This is a genomic window from Kordiimonas marina, from assembly GCF_023006325.1.
Lineage (GTDB): Bacteria > Pseudomonadota > Alphaproteobacteria > Sphingomonadales > Kordiimonadaceae > Kordiimonas > Kordiimonas marina.
Genome location: NZ_JAINDF010000005.1, coordinates 232,083 through 248,483, shown reverse-complemented (window position 1 = coordinate 248,483; position 16,401 = coordinate 232,083). Strand labels below are relative to the sequence as shown.

The following is a 16,401-nucleotide window of genomic DNA, read 5'->3' as shown; positions in this document are numbered from 1 at the left end:
CGTGTGGGATTCCGCTGAGTCGGCGCACCTGAGTCTGCGCAAGGCAGGGCAGCTTCAGTCCTTGGGCTCCAGCCTCAACACAAGCTGGCCGTCATTTTTGGAAGGGGCAGGATCGGTAAAGACGATCCTGTCGTTTTCCCGCTCGCAGCGCATTTTCGCATGGCTCAAATGGCACTTCCAGCCCAAGGGGGTGAGAGATTCTTTATATAATTTCAAGGCGTTATCACCACTTCCCCTGATAAGAAGCGTGACCTCCGCAACCGTGCCTGAAGGCGTGTCAAACACCACGGGGTCACCCCCGAGCGCGCGAATCACATCCAGCCGCGGTACATCGGGAAAGCCCTCAAGGAAGCTGTCACCATCATCCGCCGCGTGCGTTCCATAAGAATAGGCGGTGAAGGAAAAGAGAGCCATCAGAAGGACAAGGGCAAAGCGCATCGGAACCTCAATTTTGCATACATCAGCTCAGTGCTGGCATTTCGGACAGAAGAAGCTGGAGCGATTCGACTGCACAATGCGTTCGACCATACCATCACAGCCCGGCGTATGACAGGGCTCTCCTTCGCGGCCATAGGCCTTGAAGCTATGCTGGAAATAACCAAGCTCGCCGTCGACCTGGGCATAGTCCTTGAGCGTGGAGCCGCCAGCCTTGATCGCTTCCGAGAGCACGTCCCGGATGATCGGCACCAGCCGGTCGGCATCCTTGCCCGCGACCGTATGCGCGGGCCGTTCCGGGTGGATATGCGCGCGCCAGAGCGCTTCACACACATAGATATTGCCAAGCCCCGCCACCAGCTTCTGGTCCAGAAGCGCCGCCTTGATGGGCGACTTGCGGCCGGTGAGGCCCGCGTTCAACACATCGACGTTAAATTCGTTCCCGAGCGGTTCAGGTCCGATGCCGCGAATGAGCGGATGGTCCTGCACACTGTCCCGGTCGGTGAAGACCCACAGGCCGAAGCGCCGGGCGTCATTATAGACAATACGCGCGCCCGCGTCGGTCGTCAGGAGGATATGATCATGCTTCTCGGGCGCGGGCATATCCGCCCCCGGCACCTGGATGGTCATCCGCCCGGACATGCCGAGGTGGATGATGACCACAAGCCCGTCCGCGCATTCGGCCAGGATATATTTGGACCGGCGGGTGAGCCGCTCGACCTTGTTACCCATAAGCCGCGCAGAAAAATCCGCCGGAATATCGACCCTGAGCTTCGGAACCCGCGCCACCGCCTCGGTGATCGTCGCCCCCTCAAGCACGGGCAAAAGGCCGCGTCGGACGGTTTCAACTTCGGGCAGTTCGGGCATAATGTCGCGTCCCTTTTTGAAAGGCGATAAGGAGGCTGGCGTCCGCCTCCGTGCTGGGCTATGGTCCGGCCCAAACTGACAGGGCATATGAGCATGATGTCAAGCGACAAAACCGAAACCACCAAAACCGCCGCCAATGCTGCCGACGGCTCCACCACGCACTTTGGCTTCAAAACCGTGGCCGAGTCTGAGAAGGCCAGCATGGTCAGGGGCGTCTTCAACTCGGTGGCCGACCGCTATGACGTGATGAATGATTTCATGAGCGCGGGCGTGCACCGGCTGTGGAAGGATTCGCTGATCAACAGCCTGAACCCGCGCGCCAATATGAGGCTGCTGGACGTGGCCGGCGGCACCGGCGATATCGCTTTCCGCTTCCTCGATGCCAGCGAAGGCGGCGAAGTCACCGTCTGTGACATCAATGCCGAGATGCTGCGGGTCGGCAAACACCGCGCCGAGGAACAGGGCTACGCGGGCCGTGCCGAATTCGTTTGTGGCGATGCGCAAAAACTGCCCTTCGAAGATTGCTCGATGGATGCCTACACCATCGCCTTCGGTATCCGGAACGTCACCCGTATCCATGAAGCGCTCGCAGAAGCCTACCGGGTATTGAAGCCCGGCGGCCGTTTCCTGTGCCTGGAGTTCAGCCCGGTCGTCGTGCCGATCCTCCAGAAGGCCTATGACAGCTACAGCTTCAACGTGATCCCCAAGATGGGCGGCATCATCACCAAGGATGAAGACAGCTACCAGTATCTGGTCGAATCGATCCGCCGCTTCCCGGTACCGGACAAGTTCGCCGCCATGATCAGCGACGCCGGTTTCAGCCGCGTCGGCTACCGCACCATGTCGGCGGGCGTTGTGGCGCTTCATACCGGCGTCCGGATTTAAGGGCCGCGACCGGTGCGCATGCTTCGACATCTGATGCAGCTTTTCCTGCTGGCCGCGGGGCTCCGCCGCTTTGGCGCCATCCGGGCGCTGGCGCTGATCGAGCTGGTGCCGAGCTGGGGACCGAAGCTCCTCCGCGCCACCACTTTCTACATTCCGCGCAAACGCGGCCTGCCTGAAAAGGATGGCGAGCGGCTGGCCCTTGCGCTCGCCGCCATGGGCCCCGCTTATATCAAGCTCGGCCAGACGCTGGCGACCCGGCCTGACCTTGTGGGCCGTCCGCTCGCCGAAGGGCTGACCACGCTGCAGGACCAGCTGCCGCCTTTCCCCTTCACGCGCGCCCGCGCCACCATCGAAGCCGAGCTTGGCGGCAAACTGGAAGATCATTTCAGCGAGTTTGGCCAGGAGCCTGTCGCCGCCGCCTCGATCGCGCAGGTACATAAGGCCGTCACAACCGATGGCCGGACCGTCGCCGTGAAGGTTCTGAGGCCCGACATCGAGCGCCGGTTCGCGCGCGACATCGCGCTGTTTGACTGGCTCGCGGGCCTCGCCGAACGCCACACCCAGGAAGGCCGCCGCCTGCGCATGACCCAGATTGTCGCCAAGGTGCGTGAAACCGTGCGGCACGAAATGGACCTGCGGCTTGAAGGCGCCGCCGCGGCCGAGCTTGCCGACAATATGGGTGCAGAAGCCGGATACCGCCTACCGAAAATCGATTGGGACCGTACCGGCGAACGCGTGCTGACGCTGGAATGGGTCACTGGTATCCGCCTCGCCGACCGGGATGCGCTGGTGGGCGCCGGGTATGACCTGGAAGCCCTGGGTGAACGCGTGGTGCAGGTGTTCCTCAAGCAGGCGCTTCGGGACGGCTTCTTCCATGCCGACCTTCATCAGGGCAACCTGATCGTCGAGCCCGACGGCACCATCTGCGCCATCGACTTCGGCATCATGGGGCGGCTTTCGAAGCATGAGCGCCGTTTCCTCGCCGAAATCCTCTATGGCTTCATCAAGCGCGACTATATCAAGGTCGCTCAGGTGCATTTCGACGCGGGCTATGTGCCCAAGGGTCAATCGCTCGAGGAGCTGGCGCAGGCGCTCAGGTCGATCGCGGACCCGATCATGGACCTGCCGGTCGAGGAGATTTCCGCGGGCAAACTGCTGGCGCAGCTGTTCGCCACCACCCAGCGCTTTTCCATGCAGACCCAGCCGCAACTGTTGCTGCTGCAGCGCACCATGGTGATGGCTGAAGGCATGGCGCTGCATCTCAACCCCAAGGGCAACATGTGGCAGATTTCCGAGCCGGTGATCGAAGCCTGGATCCGGGATAACCTGAGCATCGAGGCCCGCCTCGCGGATGCCGTTCATATGCTGCCCAGGCTTCTGGAACGCCTGCCGTACCGGTTGGATGAATGGCTGAGCGACACGGGCGCGTCTGCCCCCGCCGCCGAGCCTTTCACGGCACCCCCCGCGAAAACGGGTGGCGGCTTCGCGGTCTTCACGCTGGGGCTGATCGCCGGGGCCGCGCTCATCAAGATCCTGTTCCTCTGAGCCTCAACCCACTCGAAGATTGCCGGAGCGGGCAAAGCCCACTATATCTGAGGGCCCAAAGACGAGGCAGCTTTGAAAGGCGGGAAACCCCATGCTTCAGGGCAAACGCATACTTCTGATTATCGCGGGCGGCGTCGCGGCCTATAAGGCGCTCGACCTCGCGCGACGGCTGATGGAACGCGGCGCGGACGTGCGCGGTGTGCTGACCCATGGCGGCCAGCAGTTCATCACGCCGCTCTCGGTCGCGAGCCTCACGGGCAACCCCTGCTATACCGACCTGTTCTCATTGAAGGATGAGGCCGAGATGGGCCATATCCGCCTGAGCCGCGACGCCGACCTGATTGTGGTGGCCCCCGCGACCGCGGACCTGATGGCCAAGATGGCGAACGGCATCGCCAATGACCTGGCTTCCACCGTGCTTCTCGCCACCGACAAGCCGGTGATGGTCGCGCCCGCGATGAACGCGCAGATGTGGGCGCACAAAGCCACCCAGCGCAATATCGCAACCCTGAAGGCGGACGGCATCCGGTTCGTGGCCCCAGGCGAAGGTATGCTCGCTTGCGGTGAAGTCGGCCCCGGCCGCCTTGCCGAGGTGATGGATATTGTAGGCGCGGTTGATGAGTTTTTCGGTGGTCAGACGCTGCCGCTTTCTGGCAAGCGCGTGGTGGTGACGGCAGGACCGACCCATGAACCGATCGACCCCGTGCGCTATATCGCCAACCGCTCCTCCGGTAAACAGGGCTTCGCGATCGCAGGTGCGCTGGCGGCCCTTGGCGCTGAGGTGACACTGGTCGCTGGCCCAACGGCTGAGGCCACTCCGGCAGGCGTGAAACGCGTCGATGTCGAAACCGCGCTGCAGATGGAAGCGGCCGTGAACGCATCCCTGCCTGCTGACGCCGCCGTCTGTGTTGCCGCGGTTGCTGACTGGCGGGTCTCCAACGGCGGCACCGAGAAGATGAAAAAGACCGAGGGCGGCATGCCCGCGCTTGAGCTGACCGAAAACCCGGACATTCTGGCGGGCCTTTCCGCCATGACGGACGGCCGCCCGTTGCTGGTGGTCGGCTTCGCCGCAGAAACCCGGAATGTGGTCGACTATGCCCGCGAAAAGCGCGCCCGCAAGGGCTGCGACCTGATCGTCGCCAACGATGTGTCGGCCACAACCGGCATCATGGGCGGCGACCATAATCAAGTGCATCTGGTCAGCGCATCCGGCGTGGAAAGCTGGCCGACCATGAGCAAAACCGATGTCGCCCTTCGCCTGGCCGACAAAATCGCCGACCTCCTGAAAGGATAAGAGTAATGCGTGACACCAAAACCGTCATCGAAGTGGTCCAGCTGCCGCACGGCAAAGACTTGGCCCTGCCCAAGTATGAGACCGAGCAAAGCGCGGGCATGGACCTCTATGCCGCCATTGGGGATGACGAACCGATCACGCTGGCACCGCTCGCCCGCGCGATGGTGCCCACCGGCCTCGCCATGGCCCTGCCCGCCGGTTTTGAAGCGCAGGTCCGCCCGCGTTCCGGCCTTGCTGCCAAGAACGGCGTCACCGTCCTCAACACGCCCGGCACCATCGATGCCGACTATCGCGGCGAAGTGAAGGTGATCCTGGTGAACCTGTCGAACGAACCCTTCACCGTCACCCGCGGGATGCGCGTGGCTCAGATGATCATCGCACCAGTGACCCAGGGCACCTGGGCCGAGGTTGACGTCCTGGGCGAGACCGCGCGCGGCACCGGCGGCTTCGGCTCCACCGGCACGCACTAAGGCACCTGTCCGCAGCGTCTTGTATGGGGCCAAGCCTGGTCCCATATATATCTGACCGATATATAATAAAGACGCGAGGAAAGATCATGAGCACACGCTGGGAATGCCCCAAGTGCGGGGGCCGCCATTATGACGCCGATGAAATCACCACCACCGGTGCCGGGCTCACCAAATTCTTCAACGTGCAGAACCGCAAGTTCACCGCTGTAACCTGCGATCAGTGCAGCTATACCGAATTTTACCGCGGCACCACCAGCACGCTCGGCAATATCCTGGACTTCTTCGGCAACTGATCCATCCCAGTCCGCAGAAATGCGCTCCATATAGATGCTATTTTTGCCCAGATAGGAACGGGGTGTTTAACCCCGCTCGAAAGGGTGCTATGGCACAAATATGGACCTGACCGACGAGCAGCTTGAGCGCTATGCGCGCCACATTATCCTCCGCGACGTAGGCGGCGCGGGGCAGATCGCGCTTCTGAAATCTAAGGTACTGGTGATCGGCGCCGGGGGCCTGGGCGCGCCCGTGCTGATGTATCTTGCCGCCGCCGGTGTCGGCACCATCGGCATCGTCGATGATGACGTGGTCGAGCTTTCGAACCTGCAGCGCCAGGTGATCCACACCACCAAGGATGTCGGCCGCGCGAAGGTGGTGAGCGCCATGGAAAAAATCCGCGCGCTCAACCCGGATGTCATGGTGCTGCCCCATACGGTGCGCCTGACGTCTGACAATGCCGCCGACATCATCAGCAAGTATGACATCATCGCCGACGGCACCGACAATTTTAAAACCCGGCATCTGGTGAACGATACCTGCGTGGCGCTCGGCAAAACGCTGGTCTCCGCCGCGCTCGGCCCCTATGAAGGCCAGCTTGCCACCTTCAAGCCGCACGCGGGGGATGACCTGCCCTGTTACCGCTGCTTCCTGCCTGAGGAACCGGCCCCGGATGACCAGCGCACCTGCTCGGACTTCGGCATCCTGGGGGCGGTCGCCGGGATGGTCGGCACCATGCAGGCGCTCGAGATCCTCAAGGAAATCACCGGCGTGGGTGAAAGCCTCGCCGGGCATATGCTTCTTATCGATGCGCTGACATTCACGAGCCGCAAGATCAAACTGCCCGCCGACCCGGCGTGCATCACCTGCAGCAGGAAGGACAGTTGACCCCCATGGCCAAAGCCGCCCGCCGCCGCCCGATGACTTTGATGGTGATCAGCCCGATCGCCGACCGTATCCATATGGCGCTGATGACCGGTGCCACCGCCGCCGCCATGGGCCGCCCGGTTACCTTCTTTTTCTCCAAGGGCGCGGTCAAATTCCTCTCGGAGGAAAACCGCACCGGCATCATTGCCAGCAACACCATGCCGCTTGCCACCATGGACGCCATGCTCGACGAAAAAGGTATCGCCGACAGCGCCCTGCTGCTCGATGGCCTCGCCGCCATGGAAGCCCGCTTCATCGCCTGCGAAACCGCGATCCGCGAATATGACATCGATCCCGCCACGTTGATCACCCGCCCCGCGATCGAGATCGGTGGCCTCGCCCCGATCATCGAAGAGGGCGAAGGCGGCGACTGGCTGACCTTCTAACCCCCACCCGCCCCAACGGATAAGCTCATCCCGGTCCTCTTGTGCTTTATGTGTTACCATGGTACATAAGTAACAAATAAGGAGATCACCATGGCTGAGACAATCAGGATCGAGCGCGTCCAGACCGGCGTGCGCATGGAGAAACGACTGGTGAAGGTGCTGAAAGGCCTCGCCGAATATCTGGACATCTCGCTGGGGGACTTGCTCGAGGGTATCTGCCTGCACGCGTTCGAAGGCAAAAGCCCGACCTTCGGCGAAGAAACGCTGGGCAAGATCGCCGCGCTCAAGGCCGTTTACGGGCTCGACCTCGACGCCCGCGCGAGCCACCGGCTGAGGGAGGCAGACGATGACGAGCGCTAAGCTGGCTGCCGCAGACCTTTCCGACGATGATTTCCTTGCAGCCTTCGAGGCGGGCAGGCTGGATGTGAAGGGCTTCGACCATAAGGCCCATGTGCGGCTTGGCTGGATTTACATCACGCGGATGCCGCTCGCCGACGCCATCAACCGCTTTACGCGTGGCCTCAAACGCTGGGTCACAGCACTCGGCGCTGAAGGCAAATATCATGAGACGGTGACCTGGGCTTACCTGATGCTGATCCACGACCGCCAGACGGCACGCCCTGAGGCCAGCTTCGATGCCTTCCTGGCCGAGAATGCCGACCTTCTCGGAACCCCGTCCCCGCTTGAAGCACTCTACCACCGCGAAACGCTGGCGTCGGACCGGGCGCGCAAAAGCTTCGTGCTGCCGGACAAGCTGGCGTCTTAATCAGCCAGCGCGTAGTTGACCGCCGCCTCGGCGTGGATTTCGGTGGTGTCGAGGAGTGGGACATCGGTATCGTCCGCGCCGACCAGCAGGCCGATTTCGGTACAGCCGAGGATGACCGCTTCCGCGCCTTCGTCCCTAAGGCCCTCGATGATACGCACATAGGCCGCGCGCGAGTCGTCGTTCAGCGCCCCCAGGCACAGTTCGTCATAAATGACGCTGTTGACGAGGTCCCTGTCTTCCGCACCGGGGATGACCACCTCAATACCGAACTTGTCCTTCAGCCGGCCCTTGTAGAAATCCTGCTCCATGGTGAAGCTGGTGCCGAGAAGGCCGACCTTCTTGATACCGCGCCCCAAAATCACCGCTGCGGTCGCATCCGCGATATGAAGAACCGGGATCGAGATCGCCGCCTCGATCTCCGGCACGGACTTATGCATGGTGTTGGTGCAGATCAGCAGGAAATCGGCGCCTGCTGCCTCGATCTGCCGCGAGGCCTCAGCCAGCGTCGCTGCAGCCCCCGCCCAGTCCCCGGCATATTGCTGGTTTTTGATATCCTCGAAATCAACGCTGACCATGGCGATCTTCGCGGAGTGATGACCGCCAAGCGCCGCCTGAACACCCTGGTTGACGGCGCTATAATAATGGGCGGTCGATTCCCAGCTCATCCCGCCGAGCATGCCGATGGTTTTCATGGAAAGCCCCTCTTAGCCCAAAAGCCCGCGCGGGCGTTCCTGCGGGTATGTACCGAGGACATTCACCCGTTTGGCATGGAAGCGAAGCTCCTCCATCGCGCGCGCGACATTCACCATGCCTTCATGGCCTTCGATGTCGGCATAGAATTCCGATGCGGTGAAACTATCCGACTCGTAATAGCTTTCCAGCTTGGTCATGTTCACCTGGTTGGTGGCGAACCCGCCAAGCGCCTTATAAAGCGCGGCAGGGATGTTACGCACCTCGAAGGTGAAGCTGGTCATGGTCGGGCCGGTAATCTCCCGGGTGTTGAGCGGTTCGCGTGACAGCACGACAAAGCGCGTGGTGTTGTGGCCTTCATCCTGGATATCCGCCTTCAGTATCTTGAGGCCGTAAACTTCGGCTGCCAGCCTGCTTGCGACCGCAGCCACTGTCACGTCCCCTTCTTCAGCAACATTGCGCGCCGACCCGGCGGTATCCGCGAACGGCAGGCGCTCAAGCCCCATCTCCCGAAGGGTGCGGCGGCACTGGCCCAGCGCCTGCACGTGGCTCTTCACTGTTTTGATCGTGGTCTCATCCGCGCCTTCCGGCACCAGCAGGCAATGGCGGATCGTCTCGAAATGCTCGCCAATGATATAAAGCCCGCTGCCCGGCAGCAGCAGGTGGATGTCCGCCACCCGGCCCGCGGTCGAATTCTCGATCGGGATCATCGCCAGCCGCGCGTCGCCCCGGCTCACCGCCGCCAGCGCATCTTCAAAGCTCGGGCACGGCAGCACATTCATGTCCGGAAACTTGGCGACGCACGCCATGTGGGAGTAAGCGCCGAGCTCGCCCTGGAAAGAGATGGTGTTTTGAGGGTCGGTATTTTGGCCGGTCATACAGAGGTTCCGCGAATTAAACTTGGGGGACGACAATAGTGCCGATCCCCCCGGTCAAGTCAACGCGCCAAGCGTGGTTTCTGCGTGTTTCAAAACACCTGCGCCCAAGTGTCGCGGCAAAAAAAAAGTGAAAATCTCTGCAAACCGTGTAAAAACCAGCAATGACGTCTTGAATGTGGGGGGCATCAGCGGCTATTGTCGCGCGCGAATGGGCCGATCTGTCAGGGGTATGGCCGTACGAATTTTGGTGCTCGCCTTGAGGGAGAAGAGCCTGTGGATTCCTTTGAGTTTAATAAAGTCCTCGCGGGGGTAATTGCCTCTGTGTTGTTGATCATGGTTATTTCAACCGTAACCGGAGGCCTGTTTAGCTCGGGCGAAGAACACGGTGAAAAAGCCAAACCCGCCTATGCGATCGAAGTCGCATCCGAAGGCGGCGCGAAAAAGACCGAAGAGAAGAAGGAAGTCCCGCTTCCGGTTCTTCTCGCGAACGCCGACATCAAGAAGGGTGAGCGCCAGTTTGCCAAGTGCAAAAGCTGCCACTCCGACGATGCCAGCAAGCAGGACAAAACCGGCCCGCACCTTTATGGCGTCGTCGGCCGGGCAGTTGCCCACGTTGCCAGCTTCAAATATTCGGCTGACATCCAGAAGATCGGTGGCGACTGGACGTTTGAGAAACTCGATCACTGGCTGGCCAACCCGAAATCGCTTGCGCCGGGCACGGCCATGTCCTTCGCGGGTATCCGTCAGGCCGACAAGCGTGCCGACCTGATCGCTTACCTCAACACCATGTCGGACAATCCGCTGCCGCTGCCGAAGGTTGAAGAAGCCCCGGCCGCTGACGCTGCTGCCGCGCCGGCGACTGAAGGTGAAGGCAAGTAAGACATCGGCCCATTTACGGGTACAGAAAAGCGGCGGGCCCCACGGTCCGCCGTTTTTGTTTGTGGGGGGTTAGCGGCTCAGCCGCCTGTAGCCGAGGAAAGGTTCCTTGTCGGTTTCCGCCGCCACCCAACCGATGACGTCCTCAAGCGGGTCAATGGTCACGGCCATATGGGTCGCGTTCGCGTGCAGAAGATGGATGCCATCGACCATCCAGCCGACATGGCCGGGGAAGAAGGCAAGGTCGCCGCGCATCGGGCTCTCCCCCTTTTCAAGCGCCCGGCCAAGGCTCCCGAACTGGGGGCCGCTATCCCGGTGGACACGAAAACCGGTGGCGGCAAGCGCCATCTGCACCAGCCCGCTGCAATCGATCCCGAAGGCCGAACGTCCGCCCCACAGGTAAGGCGTGCCGATAAAGCCTTCCGCGACCGAGACCGGGTCATCCGCCCAGGCCGCGCCGATCGGCACCAGGTGTTTCGCATAAAGCCAGCCGCCTTCGGCCATCGGCAGGAAACCGTTTTCGGCCATACCCTCCATACGCACGAAGGCCCCCATGGGAAGAAGCCCGGCAGGGGCCGACTTGAGGTCCGGCTCGCTATAGCGGTGGCTGAGGGGTACGGCGATCCGGTGGCTCGGCACGCCGCCATAGGGCACGACCGCGTCACCCGCGATCCAGCCGACATATTGGTCCGTCAGGGCAATAACCTTGACCCAGCCGCCCCGCTCCTCCAGCCGCTCAAGCGGTTCGCCGAACAGGACAGTGTCGAGCGCGCGGGCATCATAAGCCGGTGCCGACAGAAGCGGCGTGAAGGCGCCAACGCAGGTGAGGTCGATATGGCTTCCGGCCTGCAGGCTTTCCCGCACACCGATCAGCGTGTCGGGGTCATGAAGGGGCGGCAGGCCGAAGGGGTGCAGGAGATGTCTGCGTTCAGACATAATCGTCGTCGTCGACCGACTTTTCCGCATCGACGATCCGGTCGGACAGTTCGCTCAGATAAACCGCACCCTTGACGGTGCGCTGGATCAGGACATTGCGGCGGTCCGCCTCGTCGCGCTTCCTTTTGATCAGCCCCTTGCGGCTCAGGGTATCGAGCGCGCGGGTAATCACCGGTTTGGTGACACGCATCAGGCTTGCGAGACCGCGGACTGTATGAGGGTCGGGTGTCATATAGACGGTCAGGAGGACCGTCATCTGACGCATGGTCAGGTCGGCCTCGGCCGTCTGAACCCTGGTCAGGTTGGCTTTGTGCCAAATCTTAAGCATGCGTGGACTGGTTTTTTCGGCCACGACCCCATTTCCCTAGATTGTCGCGCAGAAGCCCCTCTCTGCCGATAATCTTAATGTTGCTTAGTCAGCCCTTAACCGTCAAGCGACAAGAAACTTTTAATTGCAGCGAAGCTGGCCCGGAGCGCCTGCGCCTCACCGCCCTTCGGACGGCCGGGCTTGGGTTTCGGCGTCCAGGCGAACACATCGAAATGCACCCACGGGATGTCCTCACCGACGAACTTCTGCAGGTAAAGCGCCGCGGTGACCGAGCCCGCGAACCCGCCGTCGGTGACGTTGTTGGTGTCGGCGATCGCGCTTTTGAGGTCCTCGGCGTAAGGCGCCCACAAGGGCATCCGCCAGATCGGGTCAGCTGTCGCACGTGCAGCAGTTTCAAACGCCGACCACAGCGCCTCATCATTGGCGTAGGTCGCGGGCAGATCCGGCCCCAGCGCCACCCGCGCAGCCCCCGTCAGCGTCGCGAAATCGACAATGAGTGCAGGGTTCTCTTCGCTCGCGCACGCCAGCGCGTCACAGAGCACCACGCGGCCTTCGGCGTCGGTGTTGCCGATCTCGACCGACAGCCCCTTGCGGGTCATGACCACATCGCCGGGGCGGTAGGCATTGCCGGAGACGGCATTCTCGACCGCCGGGATCAGCACGCGGAGATTGACCTTCAACCCCATGTCCATAATCAGCCGCGCAAGGCCGAGCGCATGGGCAGAGCCGCCCATGTCCTTTTTCATGATCAGCATCCCGGCCGCGGGCTTGAGGTCGAGCCCGCCGGTGTCGAAACACACACCTTTGCCGACCAGCGTCAGCTTCGGCGCGTCCTCGTCACCCCAGCGCAGGTCGATGAGGCGCGGCTCCCGGCCTTCAGCTGCCGCGCGGCCCACCGCGTGGATTGCCGGCAGGTTTTCATCGAGCAGATCATCGCCGACGATGGTGGCGATGGTGGCGCCGAATTCCTCGGCGAGCGCTTCTGCGGTATCCTGCAGATGCGCCGGGCCCATGTCCTCAGCGGGGGTGTTGACGAGATCCCGCACGAACGCCGCCGCGCGGACCTGCTTGAGCACGCCTTCGAGGTCGGTACCCGCAGGCAGGACCAGCACGCGCGCGGCCGGGGCGTCATCGCTCAAATACCGGTCGAAGCGGTACTGGGCCAGCGCCCAGCCGTAGGCGACAAGCGCCGCGTCTTCCGCGCTGACGCCTTCAAGGCGGTAGGCCCCGCCCGGCAGCGCGGTTGCCGCCGTCGCGAGCGACCAGGGTGTGAAGTCCCCGACACCGGCGAGCGCGAGCGCGCCCGCGTCCGCCGGGACCATCAGCACCGTTTCCGGCTTGCCGGTAAAGTCATGCCGCTTGGCCCAGGCCAGCCCCGCCACCGTGACTCCGCCTGCCGTGTCGACCTCCCCTTCCCTCACCAGCTTCAGCGGCGTGGCACCAGCGGGGGCTTCGAGGCTCAGGTAATCGGCGGGGTCGAACATGATGGCGGGTCCTTGTGTGTTTTGCGGATTTAGCGGCTCAGCTTTCGTCTCAACTCGCGTCTCAGCTCTCTGGCGCGATCGTGACCTTCAGGCCGTCGAAACTGTCATCGACCTCAAGCTGGCAGGAAAGGCGCGAGCTGCCTTCCTTGAAGTGCGGGCTGTCTTCCAGAAGATACTGCTCGTCATCTTCCATCTCCGGCATCTTGCCGGCCCAGTCCGCATCCACATAAACGTGGCAGGTGCAACAGCTGCAACAACCGCCGCAGATCGCGGCCAGATCGTCGAAATCGTTGTTGCGGATGTTTTCCATCAGGGACAGGCCGGTCTCGGCATCGATATCGCGGGTTTCACCGGACAGGTCTGTGACTGAAACTTTTACCATTGAGAAATTCCTGTGTTTGGGGCGTTTGCTTTCCTTGGCAGATAGCCTTTTCTTGGGGTTCCGTAAAGCCGCCCTAGATAACTTTCTCAGGAGGAGACAGGGAGGGCGGCCCTATCTGAAGCTAGCGCGCGCTGGATTTCCGCCAAGGTCTCAGCCACACTGAGGCGGTCCGTGACGGACGAACAGGGGCAGACTGAGGAAGATCGGGGGACAAAAGCATGATCATCAAATCCGTGTTTGCGGGGCTGCTTCTGACGATGAGCAGCCTGGGCGCCCATGCGGCTGAACCACAGGTGGGCCCGGCAACGGTTTATACCCACGTCGCGCTGATTGACGGCACGGGCGCGCCAATGAAGACGGATATGGCGATCCTGATTGAAGGCGACCGCATCGCCAAAATCCTGCCGTCGGCCCAGATGACCGCCGCCCTGCCCGAAGGCACCAAGCTGGTGGACGGTCACGGGCTTTATGCCCTGCCCGGGCTTATCGACAGCCATGTCCACCTGACGCCGGTGAAGAAACTGAGCGAAGCCCACGCGCGGCTGAGGCGCTATCTCTACAGCGGCATCACGTCGGTGCGCGATATGGCGGGCGACGCCCGCACGCTGGCGGAACTCAAACGCGAAAGCCTGCTCAAGGAAATCCCGTCGCCCAATATCTATTATGCCGCGCTGATGGCGGGGCCGATGTTCTTCAAGGACCCGAGGCCGGGTGCTACGGCAGAGGGGCTGGTCGCTGGCCAGGTGCCCTGGATGCAGGCGATCACCCCGAAAACCGACATGACGGAAGCTGTGGCGCTCGCGCGCGGGACCGGGGCGACCGGCATCAAGATATATGCCGACCTTGAAAGCAAGGAGGTCCACCGCATCACTGCCGAAGCGCACCGTCAGGGCATCAAGGTCTGGGCCCACAGCATGGTGTTCCCGGCCACGCCCGCCGATGATGTCGACGCCGGGGTTGATGTGCTATCCCACGTGTGTCGGCTGGCGTGGCAGATCGCCCCCGTCCGCCCGCGCGAATATCACCATAAGGTCCATATGCCGACCGACAGGCTGGACCCGGCGGATGCGCGGCTGAAGGCCCTCTATGCCCAGATGAAGGCGCGGGGCGAAATTCTTGACGCGACCCTGTGGCTTTATACCCACCTGACCGAGCTGCGCCACGGCCAGCCCGAAACCGGCGCGGCCCAGTGTTCGCCCAAATTCGCGGCGGCGCTGACCCGTACGGTTTATGACGCGGGCGTGGATATCTCCACCGGCACCGACAGCACGCTGCCCGCCAGCGCTGCTTATCCATCGCTCTATGATGAACTGCATGTGCTGGCCCATGATGTCGGCATGCCACCCTTGCAGGTGATCCGCTCCGCCACCTATGTGGGCGCCCGCGCGCTCGGGCTTGAGGGGGAGCGCGGCACGCTGGTGCCCGGAAAACGCGCCGACATTGTGTTCGTGTCGAAAAACCCACTTGAGGAGATCGACAACCTGCGCTCGGTCGTGCTGACGGTGAAAGACGGCACCGCCTATGCCCGCAAGGATTATGTACCCATCACCAATGCCGAGCTGGGCGATAACTGAGACTAAAGGGGAGAAAGATCATGACTGACCAACATGGCAACTCGGGCCTTAATCGCCGCGATGTCCTGCGCCTGGGCGCCGGGGCGGCCGCAGCCCTGCCCTTCATGGGGCTGACGACAGGGGCCTTCGCCGCCGACGCCCATTTTGACGGGCTCGCGAAAGCCATCGTCATCAATAACCTGGGCGGCATCGATAACCCCAACCTGCGCACGCTGGCGCAGGAGCAGAACGCCAACCCGACGGCGGATGATACACGGACGAGCCTCAATGCCCGCGCGCTCGCCGACGCCATCAAGTCCGGCACCACGGCGATCAACCAGACGCTCGGCTATGTCGCCGGTAAAATGGACCCCTATGAATATACAGTCAGTGAAATCGCGCGCTGGAACCGCATCATCCAGCATCACGGCGACAAGCTCCTGAAGGTCTGGACCACGGCAGACATCGCCCGCGCCAAGCGTGAGGGTAAGATCGGCATCATCATGGGCTTCCAGAATGCCGCCATGATGGGCGACAAGCCGGAGCGGGTGGACACGTTCGCGGGGCTTGGCGTCAAGATCATCCAGCTGACCTATAATGTGCGCAACCAGTTGGGTGACGGCAGCATGATGGCGGAAAACCGCGGCCTGACCGATTTCGGGCGTGAAGTGGTTGAGCGGCTCAATGCGGCGCGCACGGCGGTGGACCTCAGCCATTCGGGCGAGCAGACCTGCCTGGACGCCATCAAGGCTTCCAAGGCGCCGATCTGCATTTCCCACACCGGCTGCCGCGCGCTCGCCGACCTGCCGCGCAACAAGACCGATCAGGAACTGAAGCTGATGGCCGACAAGGGGGGCGTGGCCGGGATTTACTTCATGCCGTTCCTGAAGGAAGACAGCTTCCCGACCGCCGAGGATGTGGTCGCCCATATCGACCATGCCATCAAGGTGTGCGGCGAGGACCATGTCGGTATCGGCACCGATGGCGGCACTACGCAGGTGGATGACATGGCCGCCTATCACAAGATCATTGATGACGAAGTGGAACGCCGCCAGAAGGCGGGCATTTCCGCAAAGGGCGAAAAGAAGGGCATCGTCCCCTTCATCCCGGACCTGCAGGGCCCTGGCCAGTTCCAGAAGCTGGCCGACATGCTGTCCTTCTGCGGCCACAGCGACGCCCGCATCGAGAAGGTGCTGGGCGGCAACTGGACGCGCTATTACCGGGACATCTGGGGGGCTTGAACCCCACGAATAAAGGTTGTTCCTGTATTACGTGTATGCATTTGACTCTCAGTAACATGAGGGTCACGCTTGCTGAGCAGCTAACGCTGGGAGGTAAACATGAATACAGGCACACCTTGCGATGCGCTGAGAACCGCAAAGCGGCTTGAAATTAGATATGATGGCTATACTCGGGTCGTAGAAGT

20 protein-coding genes are annotated in these 16,401 nt (G+C 62.2%); 12 read left to right on the top strand and 8 right to left on the bottom strand.

Features of this window, described 5'->3' with window-relative positions; genetic code table 11:
- Positions 1–54: 54 nt before the first annotated feature.
- Both K6118_RS13010 and mutM read right to left on the bottom strand, forming a co-directional pair.
- On the bottom strand, positions 55–438 hold the full coding sequence (locus K6118_RS13010; protein WP_247120801.1) for a hypothetical protein: 384 nt from the start codon (positions 436–438) through the stop codon (positions 55–57).
- A 27-nt stretch (positions 439–465) separates the two neighbouring features.
- Positions 466–1,302 (bottom strand): bifunctional DNA-formamidopyrimidine glycosylase/DNA-(apurinic or apyrimidinic site) lyase, encoded by an 837-nt coding sequence (mutM, locus tag K6118_RS13005; RefSeq protein ID WP_247120800.1) that lies wholly within the window; start codon positions 1,300–1,302, stop codon positions 466–468.
- A gap of 96 nt (positions 1,303–1,398) precedes the next feature.
- Here mutM and ubiE point away from each other — a divergent pair, with 96 nt between their 5' ends.
- The 9 genes from ubiE (at position 1,399) to K6118_RS12960 (ending at position 7,848) form a co-directional block, all read left to right on the top strand.
- On the top strand, positions 1,399–2,187 hold the full coding sequence (gene ubiE / locus K6118_RS13000) for a bifunctional demethylmenaquinone methyltransferase/2-methoxy-6-polyprenyl-1,4-benzoquinol methylase UbiE (protein ID WP_343269970.1): 789 nt from the start codon (positions 1,399–1,401) through the stop codon (positions 2,185–2,187).
- 18 nt (positions 2,188–2,205) lie between these two features.
- A complete protein-coding gene (ubiB, locus tag K6118_RS12995) occupies positions 2,206–3,732 on the top strand; it encodes a 2-polyprenylphenol 6-hydroxylase (protein ID WP_247120942.1) in 1,527 nt (508 codons plus the stop codon).
- 91 nt (positions 3,733–3,823) lie between these two features.
- Positions 3,824–5,026 carry a bifunctional phosphopantothenoylcysteine decarboxylase/phosphopantothenate--cysteine ligase CoaBC gene (gene coaBC / locus K6118_RS12990; RefSeq protein WP_247120798.1) on the top strand — a complete coding sequence of 401 codons (1,203 nt, stop codon included), beginning with the start codon at positions 3,824–3,826 and terminating at the stop codon, positions 5,024–5,026.
- A gap of 5 nt (positions 5,027–5,031) precedes the next feature.
- A complete protein-coding gene (gene dut, locus K6118_RS12985) occupies positions 5,032–5,496 on the top strand; it encodes a dUTP diphosphatase (RefSeq protein ID WP_247120797.1) in 465 nt (154 codons plus the stop codon).
- An 86-nt stretch (positions 5,497–5,582) separates the two neighbouring features.
- Entirely contained in the window at positions 5,583–5,789 is a 207-nt protein-coding gene (locus K6118_RS12980) for a zinc ribbon domain-containing protein (protein ID WP_247120796.1), read from the top strand.
- A 100-nt stretch (positions 5,790–5,889) separates the two neighbouring features.
- Complete coding sequence (locus tag K6118_RS12975; RefSeq protein ID WP_247120795.1) at positions 5,890–6,657, top strand: HesA/MoeB/ThiF family protein; 768 nt, start codon at positions 5,890–5,892, stop codon at positions 6,655–6,657.
- A gap of 5 nt (positions 6,658–6,662) precedes the next feature.
- A complete protein-coding gene (locus tag K6118_RS12970; RefSeq protein ID WP_247120794.1) occupies positions 6,663–7,082 on the top strand; it encodes a DsrE family protein in 420 nt (139 codons plus the stop codon).
- 90 nt (positions 7,083–7,172) lie between these two features.
- Positions 7,173–7,442, top strand: a complete 270-nt coding sequence (locus K6118_RS12965) for a hypothetical protein (RefSeq protein ID WP_247120793.1) — start codon at positions 7,173–7,175, stop codon at positions 7,440–7,442.
- On the top strand, positions 7,429–7,848 hold the full coding sequence (locus K6118_RS12960; RefSeq protein WP_247120792.1) for a hypothetical protein: 420 nt from the start codon (positions 7,429–7,431) through the stop codon (positions 7,846–7,848). The genes K6118_RS12965 and K6118_RS12960 overlap by 14 nt, the downstream gene beginning before the upstream one ends.
- On the opposite strand, the gene K6118_RS12955 is transcribed toward K6118_RS12960, so the two are convergent.
- Entirely contained in the window at positions 7,845–8,540 is a 696-nt protein-coding gene (locus tag K6118_RS12955) for an aspartate/glutamate racemase family protein (RefSeq protein ID WP_247120791.1), read from the bottom strand. The genes K6118_RS12960 and K6118_RS12955 overlap by 4 nt on opposite strands.
- A gap of 12 nt (positions 8,541–8,552) precedes the next feature.
- On the bottom strand, positions 8,553–9,416 hold the full coding sequence (locus tag K6118_RS12950) for a prephenate dehydratase (RefSeq protein ID WP_247120790.1): 864 nt from the start codon (positions 9,414–9,416) through the stop codon (positions 8,553–8,555).
- A gap of 333 nt (positions 9,417–9,749) precedes the next feature.
- On the opposite strand from K6118_RS12950, the gene K6118_RS12945 reads away from it, so the two are divergent.
- On the top strand, positions 9,750–10,295 hold the full coding sequence (locus tag K6118_RS12945; protein ID WP_247120789.1) for a c-type cytochrome: 546 nt from the start codon (positions 9,750–9,752) through the stop codon (positions 10,293–10,295).
- 69 nt (positions 10,296–10,364) lie between these two features.
- Here the strand turns inward: K6118_RS12945 and K6118_RS12940 are convergent, their stop codons facing one another.
- From K6118_RS12940 to K6118_RS12925, 4 genes are all read right to left on the bottom strand, one after another.
- Entirely contained in the window at positions 10,365–11,228 is an 864-nt protein-coding gene (locus K6118_RS12940) for a C40 family peptidase (RefSeq protein ID WP_247120788.1), read from the bottom strand.
- Entirely contained in the window at positions 11,221–11,556 is a 336-nt protein-coding gene (locus K6118_RS12935; protein ID WP_247120787.1) for a MarR family transcriptional regulator, read from the bottom strand. The genes K6118_RS12940 and K6118_RS12935 overlap by 8 nt, the downstream gene beginning before the upstream one ends.
- Positions 11,557–11,651: 95 nt before the next feature.
- Positions 11,652–13,040, bottom strand: coding sequence for a leucyl aminopeptidase family protein (locus K6118_RS12930; RefSeq protein ID WP_247120786.1), 1,389 nt, complete (start codon positions 13,038–13,040; stop codon positions 11,652–11,654).
- Between the two features lie 61 nt (positions 13,041–13,101).
- Positions 13,102–13,422: a 2Fe-2S iron-sulfur cluster-binding protein gene (locus K6118_RS12925; protein WP_247120785.1), complete on the bottom strand. Its 321-nt coding sequence runs from the start codon at positions 13,420–13,422 to the stop codon at positions 13,102–13,104.
- Between the two features lie 218 nt (positions 13,423–13,640).
- Here K6118_RS12925 and K6118_RS12920 point away from each other — a divergent pair, with 218 nt between their 5' ends.
- Together K6118_RS12920 and K6118_RS12915 are read left to right on the top strand one after the other, a co-directional pair.
- Positions 13,641–14,996, top strand: coding sequence for an amidohydrolase family protein (locus K6118_RS12920; protein WP_247120784.1), 1,356 nt, complete (start codon positions 13,641–13,643; stop codon positions 14,994–14,996).
- 20 nt (positions 14,997–15,016) lie between these two features.
- Entirely contained in the window at positions 15,017–16,216 is a 1,200-nt protein-coding gene (locus tag K6118_RS12915; protein WP_247120783.1) for a dipeptidase, read from the top strand.
- Positions 16,217–16,401: the final 185 nt, after the last annotated feature.